A 26,287-nucleotide genomic window follows, 5' to 3' on the forward strand; every position below is an offset into this window, starting at 1 on the left:
CTCGGTCAGCACAGTCTTTTTTGATTAAATCTGATGAAATGTCACTTCAGGACGGCTTCCGACACGGATATTTACGCCGGTTTGTCCCAAGCCCTCGCTGATATAAAATGGTTTATCGTGATGATAATGAAGGCCTTTAATCATGTTCATTCGCACGAGCTTTCCCATTTTCACCAAATGATACGGTTTTGGCCAGTGAATTTGCCCGCCGTGAAAATGCCCTGACAGCAGGTAATCATAATGAACATCCTTCATATCCAGAATAATATTTGGGTCATGTGTTAAGACAAGATGATAGCCATTTTCCAGACTTTGATAAGAGCCGTTGATATTACTCCGATTCGTACTGTAATCATCAATGCCAATAATATTGACTGGCCCTGCAGCCGTCTCGATTCGAACATGTTCATTTTGCAGCGTGATACAGCCGTTTTCCTCTAAAACTCGCTTCAATCTCTGAAAGTCCTCTTCTTTCAATACATAATCGTGGTTACCGAACACCGCGTACATTCCATATGCAGGCTTTAGCTTTTGCAAGGCGTTCAAGTAACCTGCCAGCTTCGGAATATTACGTTTCCGATCAAGAAAATCCCCGGTAAGAGCAATGATGTCCACAGGCTGATCTTTTGTTAAATGATACAGCTCCTCAGGTGAGACTGAAATGTTTTCCAAGTGAAGATCTGATAAATGAAGGATATTTAATTTTTTTCTGGTTGGAAGGCCGTCTTTTTGGTCGATTGAAATGGTGTTGACTTTCACATCTTTTGTATTGCGGTTCGCTTTATATAGAAATGGCACAAATACGAGTATGGCCAATGAAAGTAAGATTGTAAACAAAGTATATCCCCTCCCTTCTATCAGTATAGTAAGTGATCAAGCCCTATGGATAGCGGGAATTAATGGGTAGAGACAGGTTGAAAAACGGATTGTCATATGATGAATGATTTGGAAGGGAAAAGGGATAATAAATTTTGACACATGAGGCAGAACATGCCGACGGAGTCAGAATAACAAATGGATGTGTAAGCAATGTTACGATTGATGAGACAACAAAAAAAAGAAACATATTATCTCTGGATCGCATTATTTCTTCTTTTATTGTATGTATCCCCGCTTTTTATTTTAAAGGAAGATGCCCATATCCGGGTCCACGATAATTTAGATTCCAACATCGCTTGGTACAAGGTTCTGGCCGATAGCGGAGAAATCGTCGGCAAGGTTGACGCTGCCATTCCGCAAATCATTAACGGGCTGCCCCGGGATGCCTTTGGCACCGAGTGGAGCGGAATTGTTTGGCTCCATGCTTTCTTTTCTTCCATGACCGCCTATGCAATAAGCCAGACGGTTACAAGAGTTGTCGCTTTTTTTGGAATGTATGTGCTGCTGAAGAAACATATAATCCCGGAACCAAAAGCGGCTTTCATCCGAATTGGCGTATCGCTTGCATTTGCCTTAACACCGTTCTGGCCTTCGGGAATGCTGAGTACGCTTGGGTACCCTTTGGCACTGTGGGCTTTTTTAAATATCCGAAAAGGGGATATCTCATGGAGAGAGTGGCTGACGCTGGGCTTGCTCCCTCTATACTCAAGCTTTGTTCTAGGCTTCTTCTTTTTCCTGGCAGGGATGGCGTGTTTTTGGCTGTATGATGCCATTAAAAAAAGAAGATGGAATTTGATGTTCTTAGGCAGTATTGCATTTATGACGAGTATCTATCTTTTCGTTGAATATCGGCTTGTCTATTCGATGCTGTTTGAACACGCACCGATGCATCGTATCGAATTTATCTCATCGAGGCATGACGTTTGGCATTCTCTTCGGCTATCCGTAAAAAACTTTGTCTATGGCCATAATCATGTGATGACCGTTCATACCGTTGTCATCCTTCCGATCCTGCTGGTCGTATTTGCTGCTCTGCTGTTCAAACGAAATCGGACAAAGCCAGAAAATGTTTATCTGTTTTTATGTGTGCTTAATTATGGATTGTCATTATGGTATGCGTTTTGGTTCAACAAAATTTGGGCTGTTCCAAAGCAGAAATTTGCCTTTTTAGCTGAATTTAATTTTGCCCGTTTTCATTTTCTTCGGCCGCTTGTTATATACGTGAGCTTTGCGCTTGCTTTATATCTCATTTGGCGGATGGGGAAAGGATGGAAATGGCTTGTGTACGCCGCAGTCGCTGCACAGCTGATGGTGTTGGCGCCTTTTAATGAAGAATATACGTATGGCGTTCATTACAACGCGCCGACATTCAAGGAGTTTTATGCATCGGAGCAATTCAAAGAGATTAAGGAATATATCGGACGTCCGCAGGATTCGTACAGGGTGGCGAGCATCGGACTGCATCCGTCTATCGCCCAATATAACGGGTTTTATACGTTAGATACGTATAACAATCTGTATCCGCTCTCATATAAATATGAATTTAGGAAAATCATCGAAAAAGAGCTGGAAAAAAATTCTCGGCTGAAACAATACTTTGATGAATGGGGCAGCCGCTGCTACCTTTTTGTCGATGAACTCGGTAAACGATATGATTTCAAAAAGAACTCGAAGAAAACGATCAACAACCTTCAATTAAATACAGATGTATTTAAAAAAATGGGCGGACGGTACATTTTTTCTTCAGTTCCGATCATGAATGCTGAACAAAACCATCTCGCGCTCGTAAAGACGTTTGACCATAAAGATTCCGCCTGGCGCATTTATTTATATGAAACAAGATAAGGAGGATATCGATTGAAACAGTCACAGCCAGTATTAACCATCGTCGTTCCGTGTTTCAATGAAGAGGAAGTGTTTCAAGAAACAAGCTGTCAGCTGACAGAGGTTGTAGATGATTTAATTGAAGAAAAATTAATTGCTGAAGACAGTAAAATTCTGTTTGTCGATGATGGCAGCAAAGACCGCACTTGGGCTTTAATTGCTATGGAGAGCATAAGAAACAAGAAGGTTACCGGCTTAAAATTAGCCTGCAATGTCGGCCACCAAAAAGCGCTTTTAGCCGGACTGCATAAAGCGAAGAATAGGTCAGACTGCGTCATTTCGATCGATGCTGATCTTCAGGACGACATCTCTGTGATCCGGGATTTTATGCTGAAATATCATGAGGGCTGCGAGATCGTTTACGGTGTACGCCGGAGCAGAAAAACCGATACCTTTTTCAAGCGCACGACCGCGTTAGGGTTTTATCGTCTCATGAATAAGCTTGGGATTAAATTAATTTATAATCATGCTGATTTTCGTTTAATGAATAAAAGGTCCCTCGAAGAGCTCGAGCGTTATCCGGAAGCGAATCTGTTTTTAAGAGGTATTGTCCCCATGATCGGCTTTAAATCGGCCGAAGTTTTGTATGACCGCAAGGAACGCTTTGCCGGCAAAACGAAATATCCGCTGAAAAAGATGCTATCCTTCGCTTTTAACGGGATTACTTCATTCAGTGTCGCACCAATTCGATTCTTTACGCTTTTAGGGTTTGTTTTGTTTTTCCTCAGCGCTGTGGCAGGGATTGGTGCGTTTATTCAAAAGCTGCTCGGCCATACGAATGCAGGCTGGGCGTCTCTTATCATATCCATTTGGTTTTTGGGCGGGCTGCAATTGATGGGAATTGGAATCATCGGAGAGTATATTGGAACGATTTTTTCTGAAGTGAAAAGACGGCCGAAATACGCGATTGATATTGATTTGTATAATGAACAGCTGAGCCCGCTTCAGCGCCAGGAAAAAGAGCGGTTAGAAAAAAAGTACAGTTAAACACGGAAAGAGCTGACTTCATTAGTCAGCTCTTTTTCTTCAACTGATGCAATATAGCGCTAAGCGGTTCGTCTTGCGGGTTGCGGTAAAAATCAAAAAATGGGCAGCCCTGCTTCTTAATTCGATCGATGACCGTATCAATTGTAAACAGAGCGGGTGTTAAAGATGATTGCACCTCATGCCAGTAGAGCGGGGCTGCAACAGTCCCAAGCTCATTTCCTCTCGTCGAATAGGGACAGATAATCGTTTTTCCTTCTGCATGCTGCAAATAATCAAGATACAATTTGCCGTGTCTGTTTTTAATCAAGCGTTCAGTGGTAAAGAGCTCGGGAAATGCATTGGTGCAGTACTCTGCGATTAGCTGCGTAAATTGGCGTGTTTCTTCATACGTAAATGCCTCGGGAGACAAGGGAATATAAAGCTGGATGCCTTTGTTGCCGGACAGCTTCGGGTACGATGTGATGCCAAAGGAATCCAACAGCCGCTTCAGTTCATTTGCGGCCTGCACGGCCATAAGAAAGTCATCTCGCGAAGGCGGGTCTAAATCAATGACAATCTCAGCCGGACGCCTGCTTTTAATGGTTTGAAAAGGAACGTGAAACTCCAAAGCAAGCTGGTTGCAAAGCCATAACAATGTAGACATATCCTCACAGACAATATGTTCATGGCTTCCATCATAGAAGGACTGAACAAAATCCGGCGCATAGTCCGGCTTGTTTTTTTGGAAAAATGATTCGCTCCTAGATCCATGCGGATAGCGGATGACGGTGACAGCCCGGTTTTTCAGAAATGGGAGCAGGTAGTCACTGACTTCAATCATATACTGAATAAAATCTTCTTTTGTTTTTTTATTCTTTTCAAATATGATTTTATCCAGGCTTGTGAACTGGAGTTTTGGGTGAACCGGTTTGGAGTGTCGTATGACTTGCGCATACGTGCATTCGGTCCAGTCCATTTGGAATTCGAAACCGATAAACGATACCTCTCTTAATGTGCCATGGAGAATTGTTAAGTATTGAACAGCTGCACAAATCGAAGGTTCAAGCTTAAACTCGCCTGAGGGTGTTTGATGTCCGTGCTGTTCCATAATCTCGCGTATAGCGCTTTTTTCCTCATCGCGCATTCCGTGCGAGACAGAGGCAATCGGTGTCAATATTCCGTTTTTTAACACCGATACCGTCAGAAACCCGTTGTTAGGGTTGAACCCTGTTATGCAAACATAAGCTTGTTTAAAGTTTTTATATTTGAGCCAATCGGACGACCGCTTCTTTTCAAGCCATTTGCTGTTTGTTTTCTTCGCTACAATTCCTTCTCCGTCATATTTTATTACCATCTCCCAGAGTTGATCAAAATGATCATAACAGGGAATGGATTGAATGGTTTCTTTTGCGTAAGGATCTGGAGATGCAGGAAGCTTTGCTGCGGATATGAGTTCACGCAGCGATTTTTTGCGGTCCAAATACGAAAGAAGCGTTACATCTTCTCCGCTTCGCTCTAACAAATCAAAGGCGAGAAAGCAGCACGGCCGCGCGTTTGCCGATTCCTGAATCTTGTCTGGCCTTTTCAAACGCCCCCGCACTTGAAGGTGTTCAAAATCTGCACGACAGGGATTCACCAAACATACGATTTCACCGTCAAGTGTCAGCGGATGCTCTTTTTCTAGGTGCTGAAAGGCAGTTTTGGCGAATTGTGTGATTTCAGGGAAGGTGCTGCTGAGCTCCACACCATTTCTGCTGGTTAAGGTCACACCTGAAGAATGGATGCGGAGAATACAGCGGTACCCATCATATTTTACTTCGTAACGCCATTCTGCTCCGATTGGCGGTGACGAAGTTAAAACCGGCTGCATGGTAAACGCCATGCGCTATGATGTGCCGGAGGCTTTTTTTCTAGTTGTTTTTTGTTTTTTATCTCCGGCTCCTTTCGGTTCAGCGGCTTGTGCAGGTGCGGCAGCCGGTGTCTCCCGGTTCGGCCTTCTGGTTCTGTCGATGCTGGCTTGCAGAGCGCTTACCAGGTCAATGACATCTTCACGAGGTGGCGCTTTATCAGGAGTGACAGCCGTTTCTTTATTTTCTAGCTTGTCGTTGACTCTTTGCAGCAGCGCCTGTCGGTACGTGTCTTCATATTTCTCAGGCTCAAACTCAGCAGTCAGTTCATCTATTAATGTGATAGCAGTTTGCAGTTCCTTATCGTTTACATTCGATTGATCAGGTACACCTGGGACATGAGCGGCGCTTCTGACCTCATCGGGATAATGAATAGACTCCATGACGATACAATTTTCATAAACACGGAGAATCGCCAGCTGCTGCTTTGACCTGATTGTCATATTAGCGATACCGATCTTTCCGGTTGAGCGCAGCGCCTCACGCAGCAGGGTATAGGCCTTCGTCCCATTATCCCCGGGGCCGACAAAGTAGGAGCGGTTAAAATAAATCGGATCAATTTCCTGAAGCTGAACAAAGTCAACAATCTCAACTGCTTTCTCCTCATGCTCCTGTTTTAAGCTTTTTAAATCTTCGTCCGTCAGCACTACATATTTTCCTTTTACATATTCATATCCCTTCACAATTTCATCAGGACTAAGAGTTTTTTCGCAATTTGTGCAAACTTTCTCGTATTTGATTGGTGCGTGATCCTCTTTATGGAGGCTGCGCAGTTTAATATCTTTATCTTCTGTGGCCGCATATAGCTTGATGGGGATGTTTACTAATCCGAAGCTGATCGATCCCTTCCACATTGTATGCATATCGATAAACCCCTTTTTTTCTTTAGTGTGAAGAGAAGGAGTACGATTCATGTGTAGTAACTTATGGGTGAAAAAAAGCCGGCGCTGTTATTGCGACGGCTGTTCAATAATGAATTGTTCGAATTGTTCCGGAGGTATTGGCCTGCTGAAAAAGAAGCCCTGCAAATGGTCGCAGCCTTTTTCAAAAAGAAGCTGCTTTTGAGCTGCATTTTCCACACCTTCGGCAATCACCTGCAAAGACAGCTGATGCCCCATGGCAATAATAGCTCCGGTAATTTGCTCTGATTTAGGATGGGTCTGAATATCGTCAATAAATGATTTGTCAATCTTCAGCCTGTGAATCGGGAAGTCCTTCAAATAGCTAAGGGAACTGTGACCAGTACCGAAATCGTCAATACTGATTCTGATTCCTAATTCTGTTAGGGATGACAAAACCTTTTTGGAGTGATCGAGATTGTCCATTGTCATGCTTTCCGTCACCTCCGCTTCAAGAAGCTGCGGAGGAAGCTGGTATTTATTAAGCGTATCCTTGATGAAGGGAATCAGATCTTCGGATTGGAACTGTCTGGCGGAAATATTAATGGCGACAGAAAGATCATAGCCTTTGTCGTGCCAAATCCTTGCCTGCTTGCATGCTTCATCTATAATCCACTTTCCGATATCAATAATAAGTCCCGTTTCTTCTGCGACACCGATGAATTCTCCGGGCGGACGCAGTTGCCCGTCTGGTGTCACAAGGCGTATCAGTGCTTCTGCTCCTGTCATTTTTTGTTTTTTTACGCTGAATTGCGGCTGATAATGCAAGACAAATCTATCGTTTTCGATTGCTTCTCTGAGTACCATCTCTTGGTTAAGCTTGACGGTTTCTTTGTTGCCGATTGAAAAAGAATAGTATCTGTATTTGCTTTTGTTTCGTTCTTTAGCCGCATACATCGCCATATCAGCCTTTTTCATCAATTCAAGGCCATCAGTCCCGTCTTTTGGAGATATCGCAATCCCGATACTGACAGATGTGACAAGGGTGTGATCTTGAATTTTGAAAGGTTTTTTGAATTTTTGGATAATTTTTCTTGCTAAAATATCTGCTTCGCCTGTTCCTGTATTGGCATCTGTTAATATAATAATAAATTCATCACCGCCAAGACGGGCGATAAATCCGTTATCAGGGACTACAGATGACAGGCGTTTAGCTGCAAACTGAAGCAGTTGATCACCGACATTATGCCCTAATGCATCGTTAATCACTTTAAACCGGTTTAAGTCGAGAAAGAATACAACGGTGTTATAATGCAAGGAATGCTCGCGATTCAGCACCTTTGTTAGATGAGAGATGGCATGCCTTCTGTTAGGTAAGTCTGTAAGTGAATCATAATGAGCCATTCTATGGATTTCTTTTTCTGCTTTGTACTGCTTCGTCATGTCTTTGCAAATGACATAAATGCTGTCTAGTTCCTGATTGACCTCAACAGGTATAAGCGTAATATTTAAGTGGAACTGGCCTTTTTCAGTGATAAGATCGCTATCGCTGTTCATCGCTTGTTTATCTTTTTTAACTTGCTCAAAAAGGCGCTTAATCTTCTGTGATGTATAATTCCTCCAGTCATGCATGCTGAAGCCAAATTTGCTGATCATTTCCTCACCAGCGTGATTGGAAGATATTATGTCTCCTTCTAATGATAAAATAAAGATTGCATCAATATTGTGGACGATTAAAGACTGAAATCGCTGTTCGTTATCCTTTATGCGTTCGCTCTGTTTAATAAACTTTCGATCTGCATGGGAACTGAATAACAATAACGTTTGGATACAAAAAATAATTAAAGTAACAAAAATTGACCAATGAAACGTTTGCACCTCCATATGGCTTCCGGGCGGAGCCATGTTCTTATGGAAAGTTGCCGCAAGCATCCCTGTGTAGTGCATGCCCGAAATCCCAATACCCATTACAATTGAACTGACGACTTTATAGAATATAAGATGCTCAGAATGTTTTTTCACGGCCAAGTCAAAGAATATTTTTAACGAGACGAAAGAGGCTGCAATCGCAATGATAATTGAAACTGTAAATAAAATCGGTTCGTAAATAATCATTACCCGGGAAATGGCAGACATTCCGATATAGTGCATAGAAGCAATAGATGCGCCAAGCACAACTGATCCGGTAAGCAGTCTGTAATATGTAAGAATGTGCCGGCTGACAAAATATAATGACACAAATGATCCCGAAACAGATGCGCCAATGGCTGCCATTAAAGGCATGAATTCATATTCCATCGGCATTTCCATATGGACGGCCATCATCCCTACAAAATGCATTGACCAAATACCGAATCCCATAATAAGTGAGCCGCCGATCAGCCAAATTTTACTTTTTAAGCCTGTATTGATGGTGACTTTCCTTGAAAGTTCAAGGGAAATATACGAGGCGGTACAGGCAATTAGAATAGATAAACATATGAGCGTCGTATTATATGTAACGTGTATTTCCAAATGGAGATTCCCCCCGTATCGTGTGTTCCAGTCTTGTTGACTCTCTTTATTATCGGCTGCTTAACCGCAGAGTTTCAGCCTTCAAAACGATAGAAATACGAGGGAGATCTATTTTTAGTTCAACTGACCGTGAAAAATGTGTTAAAATCATCTTGATGTTTTCCGAAAAAACAAAAATGTATGATACATAAACATGAAACAAGGGAGTTGGTGGCTATCGAAGAGCTGGTTATGTCATGGATTGAAGCATTTAAAAGCTTATCTTATTTTGGAATATTTCTAGCGCTCAGTATTGAGTTTATCCCGGCCGAAGTCGTCTTGCCGCTTGCGGGCTATTGGGTATCTAAAGGCGATATGACACTTGCCGGCGTTGTTTTGGCAGGATCGCTTGGGGGAGTGGCCGGTCCGCTTACGCTGTATTGGATAGGCCGGTACGGAGGAAGGCCGTTTCTTGAACGTTTTGGAAAGTATCTCTTTATTAAACCTGAAGCGCTTGATAAGTCAGATAAATTTTTCAAAAAACATGGGGGCTTTGTCGCGTTTAGCGGCCGTTTCTTGCCTGGCATCAGGACATTGATTTCCATACCGTGCGGAATTGCAAAAATGAATGTTTGGGTGTTTTCGCTTTATACATTCATTGCTATGCTTCCGATTACATTTGTATATGTTTATCTCGGTGTGAAGCTCGGTGAAAATTGGAAGGAAGTCGGCTCTATTCTTGATCAATATATGCTTCCGATCGGGATAGCGATTTTGGCGCTGTTCCTGCTCTACTTACTGATGAAAAAGAGGAAGAAACGCACGCATTCCGAACAATTATCTGTATTTTTAAAAAATAAACGTTGACAAATCATTGCGCTGCGCATATCATTGACGTATAAAATCATATTTCTTGAAATCCCAAAGGGGAGTAGCGTCCGGAATGTACTCCGGAAACAAAGTCGTCATTTCATGGATTGTATCCATCGGCTTTGTTGGCATGCCTGAATTCATGTCTAGCAAGACCTTTGCCTTATGTCGGCAAAGGTCTTTTTTGCATGTCCGGCCGGCATAAGATCGGATGAAGAGAAAGAAAACAACTTTTTTGGGAGGGTATCATTTATGGATGCAGCATTATTATTAGAGTATGGTTGGGTTCTTCTCGTCTTGATCGGGCTGGAAGGGATTTTAGCCGCCGATAACGCGCTGGTTATGGCGGTAATGGTAAAACATTTGCCGGAGGAAAAAAGAAAAAAAGCGTTATTTTATGGATTGGCAGGGGCTTTTGTTCTGCGATTTGGCTCTTTATTCGCCATTTCATTTTTGGTCAACGTATGGCAGGTTCAAGCGATTGGCGCGATTTATTTGCTGTATATCTCAGCAAGCCACTTATTGAAAAGATATGTATTTAAGAAAGAAGATACACATAAAGAGACGAAGCAAAGCGGTTTTTGGCCGACTGTTTTAAAAGTTGAGCTGGCAGATATCGCGTTTGCTGTTGATTCCATCTTAGCAGCAGTAGCGCTGGCGGTTACACTTCCTGGGACATCACTCCCGAAGATCGGCGGACTTGACGGAGGACAATTTCTCGTCATTTTGGCCGGCGGTATCATCGGACTGGTGATCATGCGGTTTGCGGCTTCCATGTTTGTGAAGTTATTAAAGGAACGTCCAAGCCTAGAAACAGCAGCCTTTGTGATTGTCGGCTGGGTCGGAGTGAAGCTTGCTTTATATACGCTTGCCCATCGCGACATAGCGGTTGTTTCTGAGCACTTTATTCATTCTGGAACATGGAAGCTGATATTCTGGGGTGTCTTAGCAGCAATCGCGGTTTGCGGCTGGTTTATGTCAGGTGGGAAAAAACAGCCGGAGGGCGCACAAAACGAACAAAAAAACAGCACCCGTGAACGGGCGTAATCTGAAAGACTCTGCTTAAAAGCAGAGTCTTTTTGTGTTTGAAGCGTTTTCATAAGCGAAATAAAATAACATTTTTATAACATCTTTGTTACAAAAAACACGCATAAAACCCCCTTAATTCTTTAGAAAGGCACGAAATCATGTATAGGACGTCAGAATGGTTTGTCATAATTGAGACATTGGAAATCAATATTTCTTTTTCTCCTTTGCGAATCCCTATCAAATTAGCTATCATTAATGAGTAGTTATAGGGAGGAACTGAGGTGAAACCAGTGCTTAGCCTTTTGTTTAAATTGGGAAAAAAGAAGCAAACACTTGAAAAAGCTGTTGAGAGTATACAAAAAGGCAATAAAGATCTGCAAAATGAATTAATACAGCAATATAAGCCATTTATCGCAAAGACGGTTTCATCCGTTTGTAAACGATATATAGATGAAAAAGACGATGAGTTCAGTATTGGACTGATCGCGTTTAATGAAGCTATAGAAAAATATTCACCTGAAAAAGGAAATTCTCTGCTCGCATTTGCTGAGCTTATTATAAAAAGAAAAGTCATTGATTACATTAGAAAAGAAGCCAGAAGCGCACAAAATATAAATATCGATTTACAGGAAGGAGACGATCAGGAGTCATCACAAAGCCTGATTGAAGCCGAGCTTTCCATTGATGAATACCGCCGTCAGATTGAACAGGAGCAGAGGCGGGAGGAAATCCTCTATTTTCAAAAGCAGCTCAAGGATTATGGTTTATCGTTTAAAGAACTGCTTGAAAATTCTCCAAAGCACACGGATGCAAGGCAAAACGCCATAAAGGTGGCAATGACGCTTGTGGAACATGAAGAATTGGCCGCTATCCTGTATACAAAGAAGCAGCTTCCGGTCAAACAGCTTGAACAGCTTGTCTCTGTAAGCCGAAAAACGATTGAGAGAAACAGAAAATATATTATTGCGATGTGTATTATCATTACGGGTGATTATATTTATTTAAAAGATTATCTTAAAGGGGTGCTGCACTCATGAGAAGAGGGATTATAGTAGAGAAAAATAAAAAATTCGTCACGTTGCTGACCCCTGACGGACAATTTTTAAAAGCCAAAAATGATCGACACAGCTATGAAATCGGTGAAGAAATCATGCTTCCGAGTGAAACACGCATGGGCAGAAGGGCCAGCTTTTTTGATTTTTTTAAACTGCGCCCTTTCAAAATGGGGATTTTTACGATGACTGCTATTATGCTCTTTATTTTTATAGTTCTCCCCGTTTTTTCTAATAATAAGGCCTATGCGTATATGACAATCGATATCAATCCAAGCGTCGAAATGGCGTTAAACAGCGATTATGAAGTGATTGAACTGACGCCTCTAAACGATGAGGGACAGAAAGTCGTGAATGATATAGATGATTGGGAGAAGACTGATTTTAAAAAGGTGATTGACGATATTATAACCGACTGCAGTGAACACGGGTATGTAAAGAAATCGAAAGAAATATTGATTTCCACTGTTTATGAAAACACAGAAGACAATACATATAAAAAGGCTGTGAAAAAACAGCTGAATGATGTGACTGAAAAATATAAAACGACATACCGCATGGAATCTCTCGAGTCAGATATGCAAACGAGGGAAAAAGCGAAGAAAGAAGGCGTCTCAACAGGCAGCTACATCAAATCAAATGAAAAGAATGACAATAAAGATTTAAAAGATGACTCCAGCAAACCATCCGGGGAAGAGGATCAAAAGAGTGATGAAAATGAGGATGAAAACACCGATCAAACTGACACCCAGGACAGCAAGCAAGGAGATAATGAACAGCTGAATGATGCGGATTCCGGAGACCAGAAAGAAGATAAAGCGGATGACCAGATTGATGATAGTGACAAAGATAAAAAAATAAAGGAATCAGATGAAAATACAAATACCGAAAAAGATGGGGACCATGAGCAAACCCCAATACAAGATCCTCAAGATAAAGGAAATGAAAATAACGGCGCTGACAAGGGTCAAAGCCAATATCACAGGGACTGGAACAATGGTGAACAAGGCAAGAACCGTTCTTCGTCCAGAAGGGATAACGCTTCAGACCGACGTAATCCAAACGGCTACAGCAGTGATAATCATTCAGCTCAAAATGAAGATTCGCCGAGTGCCCCCGGCGAATAAAGACCTGAATTTATTTAGTTGTGCCATTTAATTGTGATTGTGCCTGCTGTACCAGCCGCTTTGTCATTTCTCCGCCTACAGAGCCGTTAGCGCGTGCGACTGTATCAGAACCAAGGTTCACACCGAATTCTTGAGCCACTTCGAGTTTAAATTGGTCTAGTGCCTGCTCCACCCCTGGAACAACGAGTTTATTTCTGCTCGCCATCTTTTTCATCTCCTTTTTCGATAAAGAAATTCTTAACGCGTATTTAGTTTGAAATATACGGGGTTTATTTATGCTGGCAATTGTTGTGGAGAAAAATAAAACCCCGGCCTCTGAGCCGGGGTGACGCAGACTATAGAATGTCTGCTGTCATTTTATGTGCGGTTGCCTGAATATGGAACGTCAAAATGGAGAGAACTGTAATGGCGATAATTTGTCTGATTTTAAGCCATTGGCCGTCATTCAGTTCTTCAAAACGGTGACGGAGACGCTCTGTCTCCTGTTCGGCGATCTCCTGTAGATTGGATTCTTTCATAGAAGGAGTATCTTGGTGATGGATGGCATCAAGCACATATGCGCAGCTTTCATAATAAGCAATCGGGCTGATGACATCATCAGATCTGTCTGAGATTGTGTTAAAGGCCACTTTTAAAATAGCCCGTATGTGTTCAAAGTCATAAATGGATTTTAAATCACGTACAATTAAAAGAATAACTGCCTGTTCAACTGAGTATTTTTTGCCCAGCTCAGGGTGTCCGATCAGATCTTTGATATCACGCTTTACCCAGTTTTGAATCGCGGTTGACTTTAACGAAGTTAGCTCGCATAAGTTGCCAAGCTCTACGATTTCATTTGTAGAAAGACCGTATTCTTTTTTCTGTTTTTTTCGTTCGTATCTTGTAAGAAATTCAGGAATTTCTAGATGATTGGCTGCTTTTTCTGCTGACATGTTCGCTGATTGGACGAGAATGTCGAGCGGGCTATGTTCTCCTTGTCCTTTTAGGGAATAGAGCAGCCGCACCATATCGGTTCGAGAGAGTTTAAAAATGTTCATTGTTCACCTCTTTAAACAATTTGACGCGGATATAGGTCTATGTATAAATTCAAAGTTCAAGCGTCAGCAAATTACATTAACATCATACGTCGAATTCCTTGCATTTTCAAATGGATGTTTTATAATTTAAATATACGGGTTCTTTTGAACTTAAAATAACGGAGGTTGTTATGGCGAAAAGAATTTTTCTGTTTATTCTAACGAATATTTTGGTGCTTACAACAATCGGGATCGTTTTGTCTGTTTTAAGCTCTGTTACAGGAGTCGGGACGTACTTTACAGCTGATGGCGGTATCGATCCAATGGCGCTTCTTGTGTTCAGTTTAGTCGTTGGGTTTGTCGGTTCCTTTACGTCTCTTGCGATGTCCAGATGGATGGCAAAGACGATGATGGGCGTCAGAGTGCTGAATCCGAAAAAACACTCGCTCAGCTATGAGGAACAGCAATTGGTTGATCGTGTTCACAGATTAAGCCGCTCTGCCGGTTTAACGAAAATGCCGGAAGTCGGGATTTACCGTTCACCTGAAGTAAACGCGTTTGCGACTGGACCGTCAAAACGCCGTTCACTTGTCGCAGTATCGTCAGGGCTGCTGGAGCAGATGGATGACGCAGCGGTTGAAGGTGTGCTTGCCCACGAGGTCGCGCATATCACAAATGGTGATATGGTAACAATGACGCTTTTGCAAGGTATCGTTAATACCTTTGTCGTCTTTTTATCGCGTATCGCCGCTTGGATAGCAAGCCGTTTTGTCAAAGAAGATCTAGCGCCGATCGTTCATTTTATTGCAATGATTATTTTTCAGATTGTCTTTTCGATACTTGGCAGCCTGGTTGTGTTTGCGTATTCACGCCATCGTGAATTCCATGCTGACAGAGGAGGAGCGGATCTTGCCGGCAAGGACAAGATGATTCATGCGCTACGGACGCTTAAAAGCTATTCTTCCCGGATTATGGAAGACGATCAGACAGCTGTCCAAACGTTAAAGATTAATGGCAAGAAGCGCTCTTCACTTTTCTCTACTCACCCTGATTTAGATGAGCGAATCAGACGGCTGGAAGCTAAATAATACAAACACATTGTTCCTCTGAGAGAATTCTCAGAGGTTTTTTATTTTATCCATTGACTAAAATCATAAAAAAATAAGCAAGTTAAGAAAATGTTTCGTAAAAGCCTTTAAAAATGGACCTAATATCTTTAGAATAATTACCGTACTTAAAAAGAGAGGCAGAAGGATTTTACATGAGATTAAAGTTTGGAAAATTGATACAGGCCTTGTCACCGGCCCAGCTGATCGCATTATATTATTTTCTTGCAGTTACTGTGGCCGTTATATTGCTGAGTTTGCCAGCGGCCCATAAACCGGGGGCGGATTGGACGTTTATTGATGCGCTTTTTACAGCTGTCAGTTCAGTCAGTGTAACGGGACTGACAGTTGTTGATACAGCTGATACATTCAGCACAATAGGGATTTTTATATTAGCATTTGTTCTGCAATTTGGCGGAATCGGAATTATGACGCTCGGAACGTTCATTTGGCTGATCATGGGAAAACGAATCGGGCTGAAAGAACGGAAGCTGATTATGGTTGATCAAAACCAATCCCAGTTTTCAGGAATTGTCAATCTGATGAAGCAGGTACTGTTTCTGATCTTGTGGATTGAATTTTTTGGCGGGCTGATACTCGGCACATATTTCTTAACCTACTATGACTCCTATCAGGAAGCCTATTTACACGGATTTTTTGCCAGTATCAGTGCAACGACAAACGGCGGATTTGATATTACCGGTAATTCGATGATTCCATTTCGCCACGATTACTTTGTGCAGTTTATTACAATGCTTTTAATTATATTTGGAGCGATTGGATTTCCCGTGCTTGTTGAAGTAAAGGATTTCCTGTTTTCAAAGCATCGGCGTTATCCATTTACGCTTTTTACAAAGATCACGACGATTACGTTCGGCTCACTTGTCTTGTTTGGAGCCATTGGCATCTTTGCCCTGGAAGCAAACCATGCGTTCGCAGGAAAATCATGGCATGATATTTTGTTTTTGTCCCTGTTTCAATCAACGGCAACCCGAAGCGGGGGACTTGCAACAATCGATATCAGCCAATTATCAGATTCCACACTCTTTTTTATTTGTGCGCTGATGTTTATCGGAGCGTCGCCAAGCTCAGTCGGGGGAGGCATACGGACAACGACTTTTGCTTTGAACCTTCTTGCGCTGTTTCATTTTGCCCGCGGCAATAAGGCCGTAAAGGTATTCAAACGGGAGCTTCACCCTGCTGACTTGATGAAGTCGCTTGTTGTCACGATGATGGCGATCCTGCTCGTTTTTGGCGCGACACTCATTCTGACCATTACAGAAAAACATTCTCTGCTGGAGCTTTTGTTTGAAGTGTGCTCGGCATTCGGTACAACCGGCCTGTCGCTTGGAATTACGGCAGATTTGAGCAGTGTTGGAAAATGCGTCATTATGATTGTCATGTTTATCGGGCGAATCGGCATCCTGACCTTCCTGTATCTGATCGGAAGAAAGGAAATTGAAGCGAATTATCACTATCCGAAAGAAAGAGTGATTATCGGATAGGCAAAACACCGCATATTTTGCGGTGTTTTTTGATTGCCAAAAAAAAAGATGTGTGCCTCCTGTTCAGTTGGAGAACCTAACTACGACAGGTGCAATTTACGCTCCTGCATCTTAAAATGTCTGAAAACTGGCGAGGAGGATTCGTATGAAGCGTAAAGCTGAAGTGAATGAAGCCATTAAAAATAACAATACACCTACCGAGAGCATGGACCCCAATTCATATAAGACACAATATCATGACGACCCCAATTTTAGAGGGGCAAACCGCAATTCCAAACAGGGCCAGCAGGGAGGCATGTAATTGTGAAGAAAAACCGTCATAGCAGAGACATGCAAAATCATAAAAAGCCTATGAATAAAAAGGTGCTGGAGGAAGAGTTCTCAAGTGAACTTGGGGATTACAATGCCGGGAAGATCATCGAAACGCTGGAAGTCACCAAGCCTGAAAAGAAAAAAGAAAAAAACAAAAATAAAAAACAACAATAAAAAAGACCTCTTAGGCGGCGTCCGCTTAAGAGGTGCTTTTTCTATTTTAAATAAGCATTTTTGCCCGTTCCTCTGACAAATTGCAATAAGCTGGTCATCCTCAGCTCAATGAAGGGCTGAGCGACTGTCTTAACAAAGTTGCTGGAGAGGACTGATGTCAGGGCTGCTGTTAAAAGCAAGAGGATCACTAAGCTTTGATAGTCAGTAAGCCAATCCTCAAGCCCGACCTGTCGTAATGTCTTAATAATAAACCCGTGAAGCAGATACACGTAAAATGTCCGGGTTCCCCATTTGGTAAAGAAATACCGTTTTTGCGGAACAAGCGCTAAAAAGCTGAAGGTTGCCCCAAAGGCGAGTACATACCAGCCGATTCGGGATAGTCCGCTTACCAGGGTAACGTCTCCAAATGAAGAATACGGTTTTGAACCGAACAGAAAAGAATAGTCAAAATCGATGCCCCAGCAGATGACGAATACTGCGGCAAGCACTCCGAGCGCAATTTGTTTGCCGCGTTTTGATCTCAATAAATCAAAATGATGTTTATTTAAATAAAAACCGACAAGGAACATCGGTAAGAATACGAATGTCCGTGACAAGCTCAGCGTGCTGCTGACAAAGTCCAGATAACCGATCAGCACGGCGATTCCGCAGCTGACAAACAGCGCCCACTGCTTTGAAAGCTTTGAAAAAGGATATAGGAGCAGGTTCCAAAAGAATAAGCTTACAAGAAACCATAACGACCATTGCGGATCAATCGGGTTCACATTTGCCATGCTTTCATCTTGCATAATGTAATAAAAGACGGAATAAATGATTTGGAAAATCAAATACGGAATAATCAGCTTGACCGCCAGCTTTTTTACATATCCCGCCCGTTTAAAGCCTTTCGCGAAATAACCGGATACAAGAATAAATGCAGGCATATGGAATGTGTAAATGAACTTGTAGAGGTAGAGCATAAAATGATTATCATTAATAAAGGAACGAAGGATATGACCGAATACAACAAGGAATATCAATAAAAATTTTGCGTTATCGAAATAACTGTCCCGCGATTTACTCATAGCATCACCTTCTCTTTCATCAGTCACTAAGAGATTATTCCCTGCTGGTACATATTTTAAAATAAAAGATGAAAAAGGAATCTAAAAAAATGCTGATTGTTAGGTCGATGTAAAGTGATGGTAAGGATCGTAGAAAATGTCTTCGTAATGTAATGGCGCTGAAATTTTCTGAAATTTATAGGGCAAATGAAGGAAGTTCCCGCATTTTGTAGAAATATTGAGGGATAGGTTTTGAAGAAGGAGTGTACATGCATGGAAACTCTTGGTGTCCAGACAAACTCGGAGCTGCGAGAGGAACTGAATCGCCTCAAAGAAGAAAACGCGCGACTGAAAAAGGAATTGAATCAGCATCAAGTGATTGTCAACAATACGCTCGATGCTATTTTTATTTGTGATAACGAAATGCGGATTGTTCAGGCAAATGAAGCAACAGAAAGGATGCTTCAAGTTGACTCGGAAGATTTGAAAAAGCGTTCTGTTTTGGATTTTTTGTTTTCAATCCCAAAGGATGAACTGAATCTTTCCGTAAAGAAGTTTTTTAAAAAAGGCTTTCTGTGGAAGGAGGTTCCGATCAGGCTTGATTGCGGGGCAACAAAATACATAGAGTTTCTGGCCAAAAGAGGTATTGGCGAGGATTTCTTTTTTGTTGTCATGAGGGACATATCTTCTAAGAAGATTCTGGAGCGGGAATTCTCTATGAATGAACAGCTTTTTAAGGACTTGTTTGACAGAGCAGTTGACGGAATCGTCCTGTTTGATAAAGATGGCGGTTTTATTGATGCCAATTTGTCCTTTTGTAAAAGCTTTGAAATCAATCATAATGAGCTGTCTCATTTATCGTTGTATGAGTTCATAGACAGCGGCTCACGAAAAGATTTCGACAATATCTGGAAGGCGCTCAACCGCAAGGGAAAAGCGAAGGGGGAGCTGCCTGTCAAGCTTCGTTCAGGAGTTCAAAAACTATTTGAATTCACGATTACATCAAACATCATCAGCGGTTTTTATATGTCCATTATGAGGGATATCACAGAGAAGCGGTCTATGGAGCTACAGCTCTTTAAAAGTGAGGAGCGCTTCAGAGAAATCTTTGAAAATGCAATGGACGCCATCATCATCTGGTCGAATGACGGAAGAATCGTAAAAGCGAATCAATCAGCCTGTAAAATTTTTGAGCTGCCGATGAATTTGCTGTTGAAAAGAAAGCTGTGTGATTTTCTCGTTGACTCGCAGCAGAAATACAGCATAACGAAGAGGAAATACGCAAAATACGGAGAGATCAGAGAAGAGCTGCTGTTTCAAATGGGGAACGGCCAATTCAAAGAGCTTGAATTTACTTCAAAACGGACAATCCTTGAAAATCAGCATTTGACGATCTTAAGAAATGTAAGCGATAGAAAGCGGATGGAAAAGGAGCTTCGGGAAAGCGAGCTGAAATTCAGAAAAGTGTTCAACGGCTCAATGGACGGCAATGTATTGTTCGACAATCAATACAGGATCATTGACGCCAACCCGTTAGCAAGCCATATTTTGGGACTGTCACATGAAGAGATAAAACAGCACAGCTTGTTAGATATTATTTCTGCTTATGAAATAGAAAATCTGGCATCACCGGCAAGGCAGATTAATTTTGATGAAATGGACAACGAAATTCCATTTTTGCTGAGCAGCGGTGATAACAGAAAACTCGAATTCTCATTTAAACGGAATATTATTCAAAATATGAACTTGGCTATCTTTAAAGACGTAACAGAGCGAAAAGAATTGGAGGAACGCCTGCGCAAATCAGATACCCTTCATGTTGTCGGCGAACTCGCAGCCGGCATTGCTCATGAAATCAGAAATCCGATGACTGCTCTTAAAGGCTTCATTCAGCTTCTGAAAGGGAGTGTCGAGGGAGACTACGCCCTTTACTTCAACGTGATCACCTCAGAACTAAAGCGCATCGAATCCATCATCACCGAATTCTTGATTTTAGCTAAGCCCCAAGCCATTATGTATGAGGAAAAACATGTTACCCAAATTATGAGGGACACGATAGACCTTCTAAATGCGCAAGCCAATCTCAGCAATGTACAAATGCAACTTGATTTAATTGACGACATTCCCCCGATTTACTGTGAACCGAATCAGCTGAAACAGGTTTTTATCAATATATTAAAAAACGCCATCGAAGTGATGCCTGACGGCGGAAATATTTTTGTAACGATAAAGGCATTGGATCAAGATCATGTTCTAATCTCCTTAAAAGACGAGGGAATCGGAATGACAGAAGATAAATTAAAGCGACTTGGTGAACCGTTTTATACGACAAAGGAACGGGGAACTGGACTTGGGCTTATGGTAAGCTATAAAATTATTGAAGAACATCAAGGCGAAATTATGGTAGAAAGTGAAGAAGGGAAGGGCACCGTTTTCCATATTACGCTTCCTGTCAGACAGAATGCTGAAGAAAGAAGGAATGATGAATGAACTACTATACGACAGCCGAAACGCCGCTCGGTGAACTTATCATTGCCGAAGAGGATGACCGGATCACTCGTCTATTTCTCAGTCAGGAAGATTGGGTGGATTGGAAAGAAACGGTTCAGAATACTGAGCACAAGGAAACATCTAATCTTGCAGAAGCGAAACAACAGCTTCAAGAATATTTCGCAGGCGAAAGGAAGACATTCTCCCTGCCGCTCAGCCAAAAGGGCACTCCTTTTCAGCAAAAAGTGTGGAAGGCGCTGGAGAGGATTCCATATGGTGAATCCCGAAGCTATGCAGATATTGCCGCTGCGGTCGGCAGTCCGAAAGCGGTGCGCGCTGTCGGACAGGCTAATAAACGGAACGACCTGCCGATTTTTGTCCCGTGCCACAGAGTGATCGGCAAAAACAGTGCGTTAACAGGATACGCCGGAAGCAAAACGGAGATCAAAGCATTTTTGCTAAACATCGAGCGAATCTCCTATAAAGAAAAATAAAACATATGGCACGTTCCCTTTTTTTCACGGCCGACATATCATTTTATTAAGTTAAAAAAGTTGGTCTGGTGAAAAAGGAGGACAAAGCAATTGAAGCCGAGCCGCTCTGAGAAACTTGCTGTTTTTGCCGAACTGTTTGTGAAACTGCATATCTTATCAAGCGCTCAAAAAGATGAAATCATCAATGTTAACAAAAAGAAACAAAAAAACCGCTGACTCGGCTCCAAATGAGCAAAGTCCAGCGGTTTTTTAATGCACCTTTTCTCCTCTAAACAGCTGTTCAATCTCTTCTTCATAGTTTCCGGTCATAATCCCTTTTTCTGTGATGATTCCTGAAATGAGATCATGAGGTGTAATGTCGAAAGCGGGATTAAAGACAGGCACATTGGATGGAGCGGTCCGAACTCCGGAAATCTGCCTGACTTCCTCGGGATCTCGTTCCTCTATCGGGATATCAGCGCCGCATTTGACCTTTGTATCAAAGGTAGATAAAGGTGCAGCGACAAAAAACGGAATATCAAAGGCGTTTGCTAAAATAGCAAGACCGTATGTGCCGATTTTATTTGCCGTATCACCGTTCTTTGCAATTCGGTCGGCTCCGACGATAACAGCGGAAATTTGTTTTTCCTTCATCGTATGGGCGGCCATGCTGTCTGTGATCAGAGTAACATCAATGCCCCCCTGCATCAGCTCCCAAGCAGTAAGGCGTGAACCTTGCAGGACAGGCCTTGTTTCACAGGCATAAATGTGTAATCCCAAATCTTTTTGTTTGGCCAAGTAAAACGGAGCTAGCGCCGTTCCATAGCGGCTTGTCGCGATTGAGCCGGCATTGCAGATTGTCATGATCCTGTCGCCTTTTTTGAAAAGCTGCAGGGCGTTTTGGCCGATCAACCGGCACGTTTCCTCATCCTCGACCTGAATCTGAATGGCTTCATGGACAAGGTTTGTTTTTGCTTCATTTACGGAAATCGCGTTTTCGACCGAATGACTCAGTCTCTCAAGCGCCCATGACAAATTAATGGCGGTAGGCCGTGAGCTGTTTAAATATTGTTTGATGTCTTCCAGTCTGCGGCGGAATTCCGTGACATTATCTGTTTCAATGTTTTTGGCAGCAAGCGCCAGTCCGAAGGCAGCCGTAATGCCGATCGCCGGAGCGCCCCTTACTTTGAGCGTGACAATCGCATCAAATACATCCTCTTTCGTCGTCAGCTCCAAATATTCCGTCTCATCAGGAAGCTTTTGCTGATTTAAAATGGTAATAGCTGTTTCTTTCCATTCAACAGAACGTGGAACAGCAAATGAATGGGTCATGAATAGATCATTCCTTTACAAGTAACTTAAATAATTCAATAACATCTGTTATCGTTTTGAATTCCGAACGTTTTTCGATAAAGGCTGTGCCGGTTTCGAGCGCCAAGCGTTTTCTGCCGATTCGTTTATCAAACGGCACGATCGTATCCAGGTCAGCTACATGGGCAAGGCCGATCGTGCGTCGTATCAGCTCACAGCCCGCAAATCCGATTGCTTCTTCAAAAATATGGCTGAGCGTATCAGTGAGGTAACCGTCGATGTTGGCGTAAACATTCAGACTGTCCTTCTGCCAGGATTCACTAAACGTCTCTTCAAACGTTTCCCAGACCTTTTTGACATGTTCATATAACGGCTCTCTGTCAGCCCCGTCACGGCTGAGTGCGTTCAAAAATAAGTTGGCGATAAATTGCCCTACATCAAAGCCGATCGGTCCGTAAAAAGCAAACTCAGGATCAATCACCTTTGTTTCGTGCTCACTTGCGAAAATGCTTCCTGTATGCAAATCACCATGAATCAACGTTTCTGCAGACGTTAAAAATGACTTTTTCAGCTTAGCGGCTTCGATTTTAACGCTGTCATTATTCCAAAGCTTTTCGACAAAAGGACGAAGCTCTTCTTCAAAATCATTTGTGTCATGGTCGAAGAAAGGATCTGTAAAAACAAGTCTTTCCGTAATGTCGCATAGCTCTGGATTTGTAAACTGTTTAACAAGCTGTTTTTTCACCTTAGGTTCAAGCGCGTAATCTGATGAGTAGAAAAGTGTTTTTCCTAAAAATTCACCGATGTGCTGCGACAGATGAGGATAGTTTTCACCCTCAATGAGTCCTTTTCTTGCGATCTTGAGGTGAGAGAGATCCTCCATGACGGTAACCGCCATTTCCGTATCAGAATAAAACACTCTTGGAACCAGGTGAGGCACATGCTCGCCCTGACGGATGAGAGCGCTGCTTTCGATTCTTGCACGGTCGATTGTCAGCGGCCAGCTTTCTCCCACCACTTTTGCATACGGAACCGCCTGTTTAATGATCAATGCTCTGTCATGTTCTTGATCATAAATATGAAAAACGTAATTTAAGTTGCCGTCTCCGATCTCCTGGCATGTCAGCGTGCTTTTGCTTGGAAAAAGGCCAAGCTTCACCGCCAACGCCACAGCGGAGCTTTCATTTAACGTTTCGTATAAAGGTGTTTTTGTGACTCCCATCATCATAACCTCCAATTATGTAATCACTTAATATGTAGCCGTAAAAAAGCCTCCTTCTCAGAGAGAAGGAGGCTTAACATCTATGTCCGCCTCTCTTATCTCTCAGATCAGATCTGAATGGAATTAGCACCGTGCCTTAAGAGACCAGCGTCTCGGCGCGAAAAAGATGCGCCCCATTTCACAATGGAATTACGGTCGGTTGCTGTTGGGGTCAAAAGGCCAAATCCCTCGCCCAACTCTCGATAAGAGAATATATTCACTTGTTTGACAATTCTAATTTATCAGTTGATGAACATGGTAACAGGTAATTTAGTTAGTTGTCAATATATTTTTTAATATAAATCTTTTCTGATATCATTGAAAACAGGAATGCTCTCCCGAACTTCTGCGCTTTCTTGAAGGTCGATTTCCGCTCGGACTATGCCTTCTTCCCGGCCGCCTTCAGCAAGTACACGTCCCCATGGATCAATAATCAGGCTATGTCCTGCAAATTCATTATCCGGATTTGAACCGGTACAATTGCAGGCTGCGACAAAGCATTGGTTTTCAATGGCCCGCGCAATAAGCAGGCTTTTCCAATGATCAAGGCGGGGAAGAGGCCATTCCGCAGAAATAAACAGCACGTTGGCGCCTTTTGTCGTATGTTTTCTGATCCATTCCGGAAAACGGATATCGTAACAGATCAATCCTGAGCTTTTGACGCCGTCAAGCTCAAAGTATCCGTCTTCGGAACCGGCTGATAAATACAGATGCTCATCCATCAGCTGAAAAAGATGGGCTTTTCTGTACTCTTTAATGATTTGCCCTTCCTTATCCGCGATGTACATTGTATTATAAACATCAGAATTCTTCCTGACAGCGACCGATCCGGCGACAATATGAACACCATGTTTTTTTGCCGTTTTCTTCAGCCAGCTCTGAGCGGAGCGGCCGTCTTCATCAGCGAGTTCATCAAGATTGGCCAGATCATATCCGGTCGTCCATAATTCAGGCAGAACAAGAACATCAGCATGTTTGCTTTCTTTTTCGATGAAAAATTCAGCTTTTTTTATATTTTCCGAAGTTTTGCCGTATGAAATATCAAATTGAAGACAAGATACCGTCCATTTCATCTTTTTAACACCCCAAATTTTTCTTTACTTTTTTCATTTAACCATATATGATGATGGACTATCATTTCAAGATTTTTTTAGAAGGTGAGAATAGATGAAATTTGAACAGTCTCATGTATTGAAGGAATTGCCTAAACAATTCTTCGCTTCTCTGGTGCAGAAAGTGAACCGAAAGCTCGCAGAAGGACATGACGTTATCAATCTAGGACAGGGAAATCCAGATCAGCCGACTCCTGAACATATTGTTGAGGAGATGAAACGAGCTGTTGCTGATCCTGAGAATCATAAATATTCTTCTTTTCGCGGCTCATACCGTCTGAAGTCAGCGGCTGCTGCATTTTACAAAAGAGAATACGGCATTGATCTGGATCCGGAAACCGAAGTCGCTGTATTATTCGGCGGAAAAGCGGGTCTAGTCGAGCTCCCGCAATGCTTGTTGAATCCCGGTGATACGATTTTAGTTCCCGATCCGGGTTATCCTGATTACTGGTCGGGTGTCACACTTGCAAAAGCAAAGATGGAAATGATGCCGCTCGTAAAGGACAGGGCGTTTCTCCCTGATTACAGCAGCATAACCGCTGAAGTAAGGGAACAGGCGAAATTGATGTATTTGAATTATCCGAATAATCCGACTGGAGCTGTTGCTACTTCCGAGTTCTTTGAAGATACCGTGCGTTTTGCGGCTGAAAACGGAATCTGCGTCGTTCACGATTTTGCTTACGGCGCTGTAGGATTTGACGGCTGCAAGCCTTTAAGCTTTTTGCAGACTGAAGGTGCGAAGGATATCGGAATTGAAATTTACACGCTGTCAAAAACGTATAATATGGCAGGATGGCGGGTTGGCTTTGCCGTCGGAAACGCTTCGGTCATTGAAGCGATCAATCTTTATCAAGACCATATGTTTGTCAGTCTTTTCAGAGCGACTCAGGAGGCTGCAGCAGAGGCACTGTTAGCCGATCAGACGTGTGTGGCAGAGCAAAATGCCAGATATGAGAGCAGGCGAAACGCTTGGATCACGGCATGCCGGGAAATCGGCTGGGATGTAACAGCTCCCGCAGGTTCTTTTTTTGCATGGCTGCCTGTGCCTGAAGGCTATACTTCTGAGCAGTTCTCAGATCTTTTGCTGGAAAAAGCGAATGTGGCGGTTGCGGCTGGAAACGGCTTCGGTGAATATGGCGAGGGCTACGTCAGAGTCGGACTTTTAACAAGTGAAGAAAGACTTAAGGAAGCCGCTTATCGAATTGGCAAACTGAACCTGTTTACCCAAAAAAGCATTGACAAGACCTTATAACGATGGGATAATTCAAAATAATTTATAAAATCTATATTTTCTTATCAAGAGCAGGCAGAGGGACGAGCCCGATGAAGCCCGGCAACCGACTTATAAAGCACGGTGCTAATTCTTGCAGCTAGCGGCTGAGAGATAAGATTCGGACGAGAAACGAAACCTCTTTAGACGCGATTGCAGTTTGAAGAG

At 42.5% G+C, this 26,287-nt stretch carries 23 protein-coding genes, 1 pseudogene and 2 riboswitches; of the genes and pseudogenes, 14 read left to right on the forward strand and 10 right to left on the reverse strand.

All coding sequences use genetic code 11. The features are described from left to right. Positions 1 to 24 precede the first annotated feature (24 nt). Complete coding sequence (locus MKX38_RS07165) at positions 25 to 837, reverse strand: metallophosphoesterase (protein ID WP_120028027.1); 813 nt, start codon at positions 835 to 837, stop codon at positions 25 to 27. A 192-nt stretch (positions 838 to 1,029) separates the two neighbouring features. On the opposite strand from MKX38_RS07165, the gene MKX38_RS07170 reads away from it, so the two are divergent. Both MKX38_RS07170 and MKX38_RS07175 read left to right on the forward strand, forming a co-directional pair. Continuing rightward, complete coding sequence (locus MKX38_RS07170) at positions 1,030 to 2,724, forward strand: DUF6044 family protein (RefSeq protein ID WP_339189085.1); 1,695 nt, start codon at positions 1,030 to 1,032, stop codon at positions 2,722 to 2,724. A gap of 12 nt (positions 2,725 to 2,736) precedes the next feature. Beyond that, positions 2,737 to 3,750 (forward strand): glycosyltransferase family 2 protein, encoded by a 1,014-nt coding sequence (locus tag MKX38_RS07175; protein ID WP_021479427.1) that lies wholly within the window; start codon positions 2,737 to 2,739, stop codon positions 3,748 to 3,750. Between the two features lie 25 nt (positions 3,751 to 3,775). Here MKX38_RS07175 and MKX38_RS07180 read toward each other — a convergent pair whose 3' ends face one another. From MKX38_RS07180 to MKX38_RS07190, 3 genes are read right to left on the reverse strand one after another with little or no spacing between them, the layout of a single operon-like run. Then, positions 3,776 to 5,611, reverse strand: a complete 1,836-nt coding sequence (locus tag MKX38_RS07180; RefSeq protein ID WP_339189089.1) for a DNA ligase D — start codon at positions 5,609 to 5,611, stop codon at positions 3,776 to 3,778. Between the two features lie 3 nt (positions 5,612 to 5,614). Further along, positions 5,615 to 6,550: a Ku protein gene (locus MKX38_RS07185; protein ID WP_003232529.1), complete on the reverse strand. Its 936-nt coding sequence runs from the start codon at positions 6,548 to 6,550 to the stop codon at positions 5,615 to 5,617. Positions 6,551 to 6,586: 36 nt separating this feature from the next. After that, positions 6,587 to 8,989 (reverse strand): EAL domain-containing protein, encoded by a 2,403-nt coding sequence (locus MKX38_RS07190; protein WP_069322551.1) that lies wholly within the window; start codon positions 8,987 to 8,989, stop codon positions 6,587 to 6,589. 180 nt (positions 8,990 to 9,169) lie between these two features. Between MKX38_RS07190 and MKX38_RS07195 the strand changes: the two genes are divergently transcribed. The 4 genes and pseudogenes from MKX38_RS07195 (at position 9,170) to rsgI (ending at position 13,046) form a co-directional block, all read left to right on the forward strand. Beyond that, positions 9,170 to 9,835 (forward strand): DedA family protein, encoded by a 666-nt coding sequence (locus MKX38_RS07195; protein ID WP_029726984.1) that lies wholly within the window; start codon positions 9,170 to 9,172, stop codon positions 9,833 to 9,835. Between the two features lie 76 nt (positions 9,836 to 9,911). Continuing rightward, positions 9,912 to 10,885 (forward strand): annotated as a pseudogene (locus tag MKX38_RS07200) (TerC family protein). A gap of 263 nt (positions 10,886 to 11,148) precedes the next feature. Then, positions 11,149 to 11,904, forward strand: coding sequence for an RNA polymerase sigma factor SigI (gene sigI / locus MKX38_RS07205; RefSeq protein WP_003245855.1), 756 nt, complete (start codon positions 11,149 to 11,151; stop codon positions 11,902 to 11,904). Continuing rightward, positions 11,901 to 13,046 (forward strand): anti-sigma-I factor RsgI, encoded by a 1,146-nt coding sequence (gene rsgI / locus MKX38_RS07210; protein WP_163138335.1) that lies wholly within the window; start codon positions 11,901 to 11,903, stop codon positions 13,044 to 13,046. Before sigI ends, rsgI begins: the two co-directional genes overlap by 4 nt. 10 nt (positions 13,047 to 13,056) lie before the next feature. Here the strand turns inward: rsgI and sspD are convergent, their stop codons facing one another. Then, a complete protein-coding gene (sspD, locus tag MKX38_RS07215) occupies positions 13,057 to 13,251 on the reverse strand; it encodes an acid-soluble spore protein SspD (RefSeq protein ID WP_003218568.1) in 195 nt (64 codons plus the stop codon). Between the two features lie 130 nt (positions 13,252 to 13,381). Further along, complete coding sequence (gene htpK, locus MKX38_RS07220) at positions 13,382 to 14,083, reverse strand: transcriptional regulator HtpK (protein ID WP_021479421.1); 702 nt, start codon at positions 14,081 to 14,083, stop codon at positions 13,382 to 13,384. Positions 14,084 to 14,253: 170 nt separating this feature from the next. On the opposite strand from htpK, the gene htpX reads away from it, so the two are divergent. The 4 genes from htpX (at position 14,254) to MKX38_RS07240 (ending at position 17,159) form a co-directional block, all read left to right on the forward strand. Further along, positions 14,254 to 15,150 (forward strand): protease HtpX, encoded by an 897-nt coding sequence (htpX, locus tag MKX38_RS07225; RefSeq protein WP_003232513.1) that lies wholly within the window; start codon positions 14,254 to 14,256, stop codon positions 15,148 to 15,150. A gap of 173 nt (positions 15,151 to 15,323) precedes the next feature. Beyond that, positions 15,324 to 16,673 (forward strand): Ktr system potassium transporter KtrD, encoded by a 1,350-nt coding sequence (gene ktrD / locus MKX38_RS07230; protein ID WP_003244672.1) that lies wholly within the window; start codon positions 15,324 to 15,326, stop codon positions 16,671 to 16,673. Between the two features lie 145 nt (positions 16,674 to 16,818). Beyond that, the gene (locus MKX38_RS07235; protein WP_003232510.1) at positions 16,819 to 16,974 is read left to right on the forward strand and encodes a hypothetical protein; all 156 of its coding nucleotides are present in this window, start codon (positions 16,819 to 16,821) and stop codon (positions 16,972 to 16,974) included. A 2-nt stretch (positions 16,975 to 16,976) separates the two neighbouring features. Then, a complete protein-coding gene (locus MKX38_RS07240; RefSeq protein WP_015252223.1) occupies positions 16,977 to 17,159 on the forward strand; it encodes a hypothetical protein in 183 nt (60 codons plus the stop codon). A gap of 41 nt (positions 17,160 to 17,200) precedes the next feature. Here the strand turns inward: MKX38_RS07240 and MKX38_RS07245 are convergent, their stop codons facing one another. Beyond that, complete coding sequence (locus MKX38_RS07245; protein WP_003245573.1) at positions 17,201 to 18,223, reverse strand: acyltransferase family protein; 1,023 nt, start codon at positions 18,221 to 18,223, stop codon at positions 17,201 to 17,203. A gap of 252 nt (positions 18,224 to 18,475) precedes the next feature. Here MKX38_RS07245 and kinE point away from each other — a divergent pair, with 252 nt between their 5' ends. The 3 genes from kinE (at position 18,476) to MKX38_RS07260 (ending at position 21,402) form a co-directional block, all read left to right on the forward strand. Then, positions 18,476 to 20,692 carry a sporulation two-component system sensor histidine kinase KinE gene (kinE, locus tag MKX38_RS07250; RefSeq protein ID WP_003232504.1) on the forward strand — a complete coding sequence of 739 codons (2,217 nt, stop codon included), beginning with the start codon at positions 18,476 to 18,478 and terminating at the stop codon, positions 20,690 to 20,692. Further along, positions 20,689 to 21,186 (forward strand): methylated-DNA--protein-cysteine methyltransferase, encoded by a 498-nt coding sequence (gene ogt, locus MKX38_RS07255; protein ID WP_029726987.1) that lies wholly within the window; start codon positions 20,689 to 20,691, stop codon positions 21,184 to 21,186. The genes kinE and ogt overlap by 4 nt, the downstream gene beginning before the upstream one ends. 90 nt (positions 21,187 to 21,276) lie before the next feature. Then, complete coding sequence (locus tag MKX38_RS07260; RefSeq protein WP_003232500.1) at positions 21,277 to 21,402, forward strand: hypothetical protein; 126 nt, start codon at positions 21,277 to 21,279, stop codon at positions 21,400 to 21,402. A 33-nt stretch (positions 21,403 to 21,435) separates the two neighbouring features. Here MKX38_RS07260 and mtnA read toward each other — a convergent pair whose 3' ends face one another. From mtnA to MKX38_RS07275, 3 genes are all read right to left on the reverse strand, one after another. Then, entirely contained in the window at positions 21,436 to 22,497 is a 1,062-nt protein-coding gene (gene mtnA / locus MKX38_RS07265) for an S-methyl-5-thioribose-1-phosphate isomerase (RefSeq protein ID WP_021479417.1), read from the reverse strand. Between the two features lie 7 nt (positions 22,498 to 22,504). Then, positions 22,505 to 23,698 (reverse strand): S-methyl-5-thioribose kinase, encoded by a 1,194-nt coding sequence (mtnK, locus tag MKX38_RS07270; RefSeq protein WP_339189403.1) that lies wholly within the window; start codon positions 23,696 to 23,698, stop codon positions 22,505 to 22,507. A 92-nt stretch (positions 23,699 to 23,790) separates the two neighbouring features. Further along, positions 23,791 to 23,947, reverse strand: a riboswitch (SAM riboswitch). A gap of 83 nt (positions 23,948 to 24,030) precedes the next feature. Beyond that, positions 24,031 to 24,810 carry a carbon-nitrogen family hydrolase gene (locus tag MKX38_RS07275; protein ID WP_339189094.1) on the reverse strand — a complete coding sequence of 260 codons (780 nt, stop codon included), beginning with the start codon at positions 24,808 to 24,810 and terminating at the stop codon, positions 24,031 to 24,033. 94 nt (positions 24,811 to 24,904) lie between these two features. Between MKX38_RS07275 and mtnE the strand changes: the two genes are divergently transcribed. Next, entirely contained in the window at positions 24,905 to 26,101 is a 1,197-nt protein-coding gene (gene mtnE, locus MKX38_RS07280) for a methionine-glutamine aminotransferase (protein WP_014479625.1), read from the forward strand. A gap of 38 nt (positions 26,102 to 26,139) precedes the next feature. Then, a riboswitch (SAM riboswitch) is annotated at positions 26,140 to 26,240 on the forward strand. Positions 26,241 to 26,287 lie beyond the last annotated feature (47 nt).

Source organism: Bacillus sp. FSL M8-0025 (assembly GCF_037975475.1).
GTDB lineage: Bacteria > Bacillota > Bacilli > Bacillales > Bacillaceae > Bacillus > Bacillus subtilis.

What these genes read in the sequence shown, in the direction of transcription:
- sspD (WP_003218568.1), bottom strand. Translation starts at nt 13,251, where the DNA reads ATGGCGAGCAGAAATAAACTCGTTGTTCCAGGGGTGGAGCAGGCACTA.
- mtnE (WP_014479625.1), top strand. Translation starts at nt 24,905, where the DNA reads ATGAAATTTGAACAGTCTCATGTATTGAAGGAATTGCCTAAACAATTC.
- MKX38_RS07195 (WP_029726984.1), top strand. Translation starts at nt 9,170, where the DNA reads ATGATACATAAACATGAAACAAGGGAGTTGGTGGCTATCGAAGAGCTG.
- mtnA (WP_021479417.1), bottom strand. Translation starts at nt 22,497, where the DNA reads ATGACCCATTCATTTGCTGTTCCACGTTCTGTTGAATGGAAAGAAACA.
- htpK (WP_021479421.1), bottom strand. Translation starts at nt 14,083, where the DNA reads ATGAACATTTTTAAACTCTCTCGAACCGATATGGTGCGGCTGCTCTAT.
- ktrD (WP_003244672.1), top strand. Translation starts at nt 15,324, where the DNA reads ATGAGATTAAAGTTTGGAAAATTGATACAGGCCTTGTCACCGGCCCAG.
- MKX38_RS07245 (WP_003245573.1), bottom strand. Translation starts at nt 18,223, where the DNA reads ATGAGTAAATCGCGGGACAGTTATTTCGATAACGCAAAATTTTTATTG.
- rsgI (WP_163138335.1), top strand. Translation starts at nt 11,901, where the DNA reads ATGAGAAGAGGGATTATAGTAGAGAAAAATAAAAAATTCGTCACGTTG.
- htpX (WP_003232513.1), top strand. Translation starts at nt 14,254, where the DNA reads ATGGCGAAAAGAATTTTTCTGTTTATTCTAACGAATATTTTGGTGCTT.
- MKX38_RS07180 (WP_339189089.1), bottom strand. Translation starts at nt 5,611, where the DNA reads ATGGCGTTTACCATGCAGCCGGTTTTAACTTCGTCACCGCCAATCGGA.
- kinE (WP_003232504.1), top strand. Translation starts at nt 18,476, where the DNA reads ATGGAAACTCTTGGTGTCCAGACAAACTCGGAGCTGCGAGAGGAACTG.
- mtnK (WP_339189403.1), bottom strand. Translation starts at nt 23,698, where the DNA reads ATGGGAGTCACAAAAACACCTTTATACGAAACGTTAAATGAAAGCTCC.
- MKX38_RS07235 (WP_003232510.1), top strand. Translation starts at nt 16,819, where the DNA reads ATGAAGCGTAAAGCTGAAGTGAATGAAGCCATTAAAAATAACAATACA.
- ogt (WP_029726987.1), top strand. Translation starts at nt 20,689, where the DNA reads ATGAACTACTATACGACAGCCGAAACGCCGCTCGGTGAACTTATCATT.
- MKX38_RS07275 (WP_339189094.1), bottom strand. Translation starts at nt 24,810, where the DNA reads ATGAAATGGACGGTATCTTGTCTTCAATTTGATATTTCATACGGCAAA.
- MKX38_RS07185 (WP_003232529.1), bottom strand. Translation starts at nt 6,550, where the DNA reads ATGAATCGTACTCCTTCTCTTCACACTAAAGAAAAAAAGGGGTTTATC.
- MKX38_RS07170 (WP_339189085.1), top strand. Translation starts at nt 1,030, where the DNA reads ATGTTACGATTGATGAGACAACAAAAAAAAGAAACATATTATCTCTGG.